General features: G+C 56.5%; 4 protein-coding genes. All 4 read right to left on the bottom strand.

Features of this window, described 5'->3' with window-relative positions:
• Positions 1-2186: DEAD/DEAH box helicase family protein (locus SMC1_RS08230; protein WP_207799369.1), on the bottom strand; the 2186-nt coding region annotated here is incomplete at its 3' end.
• An 836-nt stretch (positions 2187-3022) separates the two neighbouring features.
• The gene (locus tag SMC1_RS08225) at positions 3023-3412 is read right to left on the bottom strand and encodes a hypothetical protein (RefSeq protein WP_119086298.1); all 390 of its coding nucleotides are present in this window, start codon (positions 3410-3412) and stop codon (positions 3023-3025) included.
• A 186-nt stretch (positions 3413-3598) separates the two neighbouring features.
• Entirely contained in the window at positions 3599-4975 is a 1377-nt protein-coding gene (locus SMC1_RS08220) for an MFS transporter (protein ID WP_119086297.1), read from the bottom strand.
• 154 nt (positions 4976-5129) lie between these two features.
• Positions 5130-6239: a DUF362 domain-containing protein gene (locus tag SMC1_RS08215; protein ID WP_119086296.1), complete on the bottom strand. Its 1110-nt coding sequence runs from the start codon at positions 6237-6239 to the stop codon at positions 5130-5132.
• Between the last annotated feature and the right edge of the window lie 483 nt (positions 6240-6722).

Below are 6722 nucleotides of genomic sequence, written 5' to 3'. Positions count from 1 at the left end.
ATGCTGACGTGGTCAAGGCACCACGTTGCCAGTTCCACATATTCACTTCGCATGGTGGGGTTCCTGGCGAAGACTTCAGCAACCCGGTGCCATGAGGGGCACGTGGCTCGATCAGACGACGTTTGCCATACGTCGCACCACAACATTACCGCCAGTGGATTCTCCGATTGTGAGAGCTCCATATCGCCTTCAAGAGCGTCGATGATGAAGTGTAGAAAAGAGGGAGAATCAATATGTACAAGTCTCAATAGGCCCTTAGTGAGACGATCCTCCTCAGGCTCCCCCCATGCTAACCTCTTGCCTGCTTCAGAGCAAAGTCGACTCCAGGACTTCCCTGTCTCATAGATACTGTAAGCCTCCAGTTGGTAGTACTCAAGGAATGCGGTCATCGTGAGAGGCTCTTGGGCTTCCTCTTCGAACTCAGCGATTCGCTGGACCATCCGGCTACGCCCACTTCGTACTGCGGACCTGATGTTCTCCAGTACACTCTCCTTGGCTACTCGCTCAAGTTGTATACTGCACCCTCTGGGAAGAAAGGGAAAGTCATCATCAACTTCTTTCTGGACTGACCGGGACGTATGGCCAAGGAGTGCTTGAAAGCGAGCCTCGAAACTGTAGTTCTGTTGTGCTTTACCGATGAAATCGAGCACAGTGAGGCACTCTTTTCCTTTGTCGATTCGCAGCCCTCGCCCGAGTTGTTGAAGAAACACCGTGAGACTCTCGGTCGGTCGAAGAAATAGGACCGTGTCGATTTCTGGGATGTCGATTCCCTCGTTGTAGAGGTCTACGGCAAAGATGAAGTTAATCTCCTTGTTACGGAGCAGGCTTTGAGCTGCAATACGATCAGTTGGGGCCGTTTTCGTTGAGACTGCGACAGAGGGAATGCCTGCACGTCGGAAGAAATCGGCCATAAACTCTGCGTGCTCGATACTCACACAGAAACCCAATCCGCGTACGTCCTCTGCCCTTCTACAGTAGCGTTGGACAGCGTCTACTACGAGTCGTGCCCTGCTCTCGTTTGCCGAATAGGCTTGATTCAACTGCTGGACATCATATCCGCCGCGACTCCATCGGAACGTGTCCAGGTCAACGACGTCAGTCACACCGAAGTACTGAAAAGAACATAGCAGTCCTCGATCAACGGCCTCCGGCAACCGAATTTCAGCTGCTATGCGACCCCCAAACCACTTGAGTATGTCTTTGCCATCCATGCGTTCTGGTGTTGCCGTGAGTCCAAGCAGAATATCCGGCTGCGCATATTCGAGAAAATCGCCATACGTCGGCGCTTCAGCATGATGGAACTCATCTACCACGACGTAGTCGTATGCCGTCGGATCGCGAAGAAGCGTTTCCACACCTCGTGCAGCAAGCATCTGGATCGAGACAAAGAGGTAGTCTGTTTGCGATGGTTCCGAGGCACCCACAAGTACGTCGCCGAAATTCGCATCGTGGAGGACATTCCGAAAGCATGCCAGCGACTGACGCAGGATTTCTTCTCGGTGCGCGACAAACAGCAGGCGATTCTTCTTTCCTGGATGCTCTTCGCGGTACCGTTTGTAGTCAAACGCGGCGACTACCGTCTTCCCAGTGCCAGTTGCTGCAACCACGAGATTCCGTCTTCGGCCGTGCAGTTCTCTTTCTGCTTTCAGCCTTTCCAGTATGTCTTGTTGAAACCCATAAGGGTGCATGTCCACGAGATATTGGCGCTGATCAGTAGTCCTCTCGTTTCCCAGAGCTACTCTGAGGGCAGGCTCGTCCTCGAGCGAGTAAGCCCGAAACTCGGGATCTCTCCAATATGTCTCGAACGTGCCCACGAATTTGCTGACAATGTCGCTAGCGTCTCTGGCGGTCACCTTAATATTCCACTCCAGCCCACTCGTGATGGCAGCGCTTGAGATATTGGACGAACCGATATAGGCGGTAGTGAACCCGCTGTCGCGATGGAACAAATACGCCTTTGCATGCAGGCGTGTCCGGTCAGTGTCGTAGGATATACGTACCTGAGTATGTGGTAGAGATGCCAACAGCGACACAGCCCGAAGGTCAGTTGCCCCCATATACGAGGTCGTGATGATTCTCAGCGTTGTATTGGGACGTGACGTGAACTCGCGCAGCTCTTTCTCGATAAGACGTAGGCCACTCCACTTGATGAACGACATGAGAATATCGATCTTGTCTGATGACAAGATTTCCTTTCTTAGTTCACTGGCCAGGCTTGGTTCCCTTGGGGAACCCGTGAGAAGCGCGGACTGGCTCAAGCCTGTCTTTGGCCGAAGCTCGCGTAGTCGATCGATGCTTATGCCTGGTGATGTTGGTCTATCGAGCAATGCGAGAAGAATTTCAACTTGTGGAGGTATACTGCTACCATCCAGGTCAGCCTCCGGAACCGTTGTGCTAAGTCGCTCAACGATATCATTACAGACAGCTACTCGTTGCTGCAGCGCTTGATCGCCCATGCATGCATCAAGGACACGACGTATCACTCTCTCCAGATACTGGGACAGAATGATAGGGCTCTCTGCTGCGTCAATAGCCTCCTGGTCCCATGACCATTGGGTTGGATCGAGGGCGTTCAGTTCCCGGCGCATCAGTTCGTCGATGAGTTGTTCATATAGACCAGAGCTAAGTCTCAACTGTCCTCCTCTGCCTGGTGCGCCCGCTCGACGTAGAGGCTAACACCATACTACGTTGTCGTGGGCTTTTCTCAAGTAGACGCAGACTGCCCAAGAACTGACCCGAATCCTGCCCTGGAACCACTGACCACTTCGTCATGCTAGGAATTGTGTATACCTATTTTCCTCAGCAGAGTAGATGCAGCAGGGTCGCTTGTGTGATTTAGAATGACAAACCGCACCAGAGACTCCTGGTGCGGTGTCGAATCGTGAGCTCCAAGCCCAGGTTCGGGCTGCCTGCCAATTCCTGTGCGGGCACCGTCCACGAGCATAGTGACCGTCTCAGAGAAACAACCTCGCTGCGTCGGCACACATGCGGACACAGCGAGGACAGTTCTCGTATCAGTATACTACTTCTTGACTACGGGTTTCTTGACGACTGGCTTCTTGGCTACGGGCTTCGCGGCCTTGGCAGCGCGTTTCGCGGCGACAACCTTCTTCGCCGGAGCTTTGGCAGCAACAACCTTCTTTGCCGGAGCCTTGACGACTGGCTTCTTGGCTACGGGCTTCGCGGCCTTGACAACCGTCTTCTTGACCACTGGCTTCCCCACGACCTTGGCGGTCTTCTTCACGACTCGCGCGACCTTGTTGGCAGCCTTAGCAGCGGCCGTCTTCGGGGCATACGTGCCCCAGCCCGTCTTCATGGGAGCCTTGGTCTCGACCTTCTTCTCTGCCTTCTTCGGTGCAGCAGCGACGACCTTCTTTACTGTTTCTGCAGACTTCTTTGTTGTTCTAGCCATTGCCATCTCCTTTGTTGAGAGTCATGTTGATGTTGACGCCGAACCTTGATGTCAATACTCTACGACAAAACAAGTTTCATGAAAGATGTCAAGCCCCCGCGCGTAGGCACCTCGAAACGTCCCATAAACACCAACACCGCTTCTGGAGACACCCTACAGACTTCGTGACGTTTTTGCGCATGCGGCTCAATTGTCGGCGTTTGCCTCAACAGGCACAGAAATCACTTCTCCGGGCGCCTCTTCGTTTGGTGGGACATAGTCTGGAATCAGGACCTCCACATCGCGGATATCGCGCACCATGAAGCTCGCGACGCTCACCAGCAGTGCCACGCCACCAAACAGCACAAACATGAGAGCCATGCCGGCACCATGGCCGACACCGACCAGTGGACCAAACACTCCTGCCAATATCCCTCCAGGCATCATCCGGGGCTCGAATACTATGTCCGCCAGTGGTCCAGCGGTCAGCATGGCCATCGGCACCGAGACCTGCGCGATCATCAGGCGTGTGCCAAAGACTTTACCCTGCACGTCGTGCGGCACCTTCGTCTGCCAGATAGCGTCGTTGCAGCCGTTGAGAAATGGGATAATGAGCGAGCCGAGAAACCCGGAGACGAGCCAGATGGGCAACGTTCGGCCAAACCCCATGAGCATGATACCCAGGGCGGACATGGACACCATGCCCCACAGGACGCCGTACACCTTGCGGTGCGGTCCACCCCAGGCCGTCATGAGAGCGCCTCCGACGACGCCGCCGACAGCGGACACCGTGTTGACGATGCCCAGTGTGGTCGCGCTGTTACTGGTCCGCGCCAGGATCATCGGAGTCCACAGCGTTCCACACGCCGACGCGACTAGGTTCGAGGCAAAGAAGCTGAGCTGCAGCAAGAGCAGGGGCCGACGTGCCGCGATGTAGCGCCAGCCGAAGACCGTTTCCTTCCAGAGGCTGCCACGTGCCTCTTCACCTGCCTGTGATCGCGAGGGACGGGGAACACTGACCGCCAGCAGCAATGCGACGGCGATGCAGAATGAAGCGATGTCGAACAGGAAGATCGGCACGAGGCCCCACATGACGACGACCGTTCCCGCAATGATGGGCGCAAGGATGCCGGAGCCACTCTGCGCCAGTGACATCATGCCCGCAGCCCGGCCATACTTCTCCTTGGGCATCATGGTGCTGATGGCGGCCTGATACGCAGGCCACTGGAATGCCTGGAACGTCCCGGACAACGCCCCCACGATGCACAGGTGCCAGATCTGCAGGCGCCCGGTGGCGTACAGGATGAGCATGATAACCGTACCCAGTCCCGAAGCTACGTCCGAGACCCCCATGGTCACCTTGCGGTTCCACCGGTCGACCAGCGCTCCGGCGATGGGACTCATGATGATGGTGGGCGTGAAATTGAAGAACGCGACGATGCCCAGGGCGGTCGCATGACCCGTGACCTGCCATGCCCACACGCTCACACCGAAGGCGGTCATCGCGGACCCAACGAGCGAGACCACCTGACCAGCCCAGATGAGCGTAAACGCCTTCATTCCCTTTGGTCGTACTCGAGCCATAGAGCCCTCCTTATGGGTTTCTACCGCTGAGTGCTCATACATGAAGGATAAAGAAGTCCTTGACTCTTGCAACAGGCACGGCCGGCCCGGAAGAGAAAGGCGCCACACACGGTTTGGTGCGGCGCCTGGAAGGGACGTGCCGGGAGGAAAATGTCTACTCGACGGCCACCAGCTCGTACTGCCGCGTGCCCAGCCCGATCTCCTCGGCGTGGGCGACCTGGGATTCCCAGTGCGTTTCGGGGTGGACGTGTGTGAACTTGTCGCCGTGTTCGAAGTGGACGTCGCCAAGGACGCTGCCCTGATTGGCGACGGCTTTGTTGACGAGGTCCACGCATGCCTGGTCGAGAGCTACCGGGTCGAAGCTCGCGGCAATACCAATATCGGGCACGATGGCCGCATCGTTGTGGCCCCAGCAATCGCACTTGGGGCTGACGTCCATGATGAAGCTAACGTGGAACGACGGCTTACCATGCAGGACGGCATACACGTATTCCGCGATCTTCTCGTTGAGCGCGTCATTGGTGCCTTGGAACACGGGATGCGCAGCGCCATACATGCAGACCGCGACACACTGCCCGCATCCGACACACTTCGTGTAGTCGATGACAGCCTTGTCGTCGGTGTTCCATCCGATTGCGACCTGCGGGCAGGAACGGACGCAGGTACCGCAGGCAACGCACTTGACGACGTCGATACGCGGCTTAGACTCAGAGTGCATCTGCATCTTGCCGCCCCGCGAACCACTGCCCATGCCGATATTCTTGAGCGTGCCGCCGAAGCCGGCCTGCTCATGCCCCTTGAAGTGCGTGAGCGAGACGATGATGTCGGCGTCGGCAATTGCAGTGCCGATCTTGGCAGTCTCGCAACGCTTGAGATGGATGGGGACCTCGCGGTAATCCGTGCCCTTGAGGCCGTCGGCGATGATGACGTCTGCCCCGACGGCGATACGGTTGAAGCCGTTCTCCTGGGCAGACTGCAGGTGGTCGATTGCGTTGGAGCGGCCCCCCGTATACAGCGTGTTGCAGTCGGTCAAAAAGGGCCTACCGCCCAGTTCACGGATCAGTCTGACGACCCGCGCCACATAGTTGGGACGAATGTAGGCGAGATTGCCGGGTTCTCCCATGTGCAGCTTGAGCGCAACGAACTTGTCCTTGAAGTCGATGTCTGTGACGCCGGCGGCGCGCATCAAAGCTTCGGTCTTGTCCAGCAGATTGTGACCAGGACGCGTGCGCAGGTCGGTGAACCATACCTTCGACGCGTTCATGCCCACTCTCTGCCGGCGTGCAGCTGTTGTATAGCCGTCGTCCGGTTGATAGCAAATTCCTTCATCTGTTCCTCCTGATATGCCGTATCTCCTAGTTACTGTAGCGTGGCGGCGCCCGCGCGCAACCTCCACCGTCTGTCGATGTGAGGAAAAACCGCCCTGGTCCTGGCGAACTTCGGCGAAAACATCGCCCCCATGCAGGAGACTGGCTATAGTCAACGTGCGTCGCGCACAGCATTGAGGAGATGTTGAGAAGGTCGGACGGCAGGCAATAGTTCGTATTCCGTTCACAATCAATTCATGACCGGGGGCATGCCTGTTCGACCAAGAATGGCTCTCCAGAGCTGCCTGGACAACCATTCGAACCGCTTCACCCCGCATATTGACTTTTTCCTTCTGTGTGCGACAATTTTTTATGGTTACACGTGCAGTACTGCTCTCCATGACAGTCGAAACACCCCATCCACTCGCTATGGTTACGCT

The organism is Candidatus Cryosericum septentrionale (assembly GCF_003570995.1).
In the GTDB taxonomy this organism is placed as follows: Bacteria; Caldisericota; Caldisericia; order Cryosericales; family Cryosericaceae; genus Cryosericum; species Cryosericum septentrionale.
This window is presented reverse-complemented; position numbering and strand designations above follow the sequence as displayed.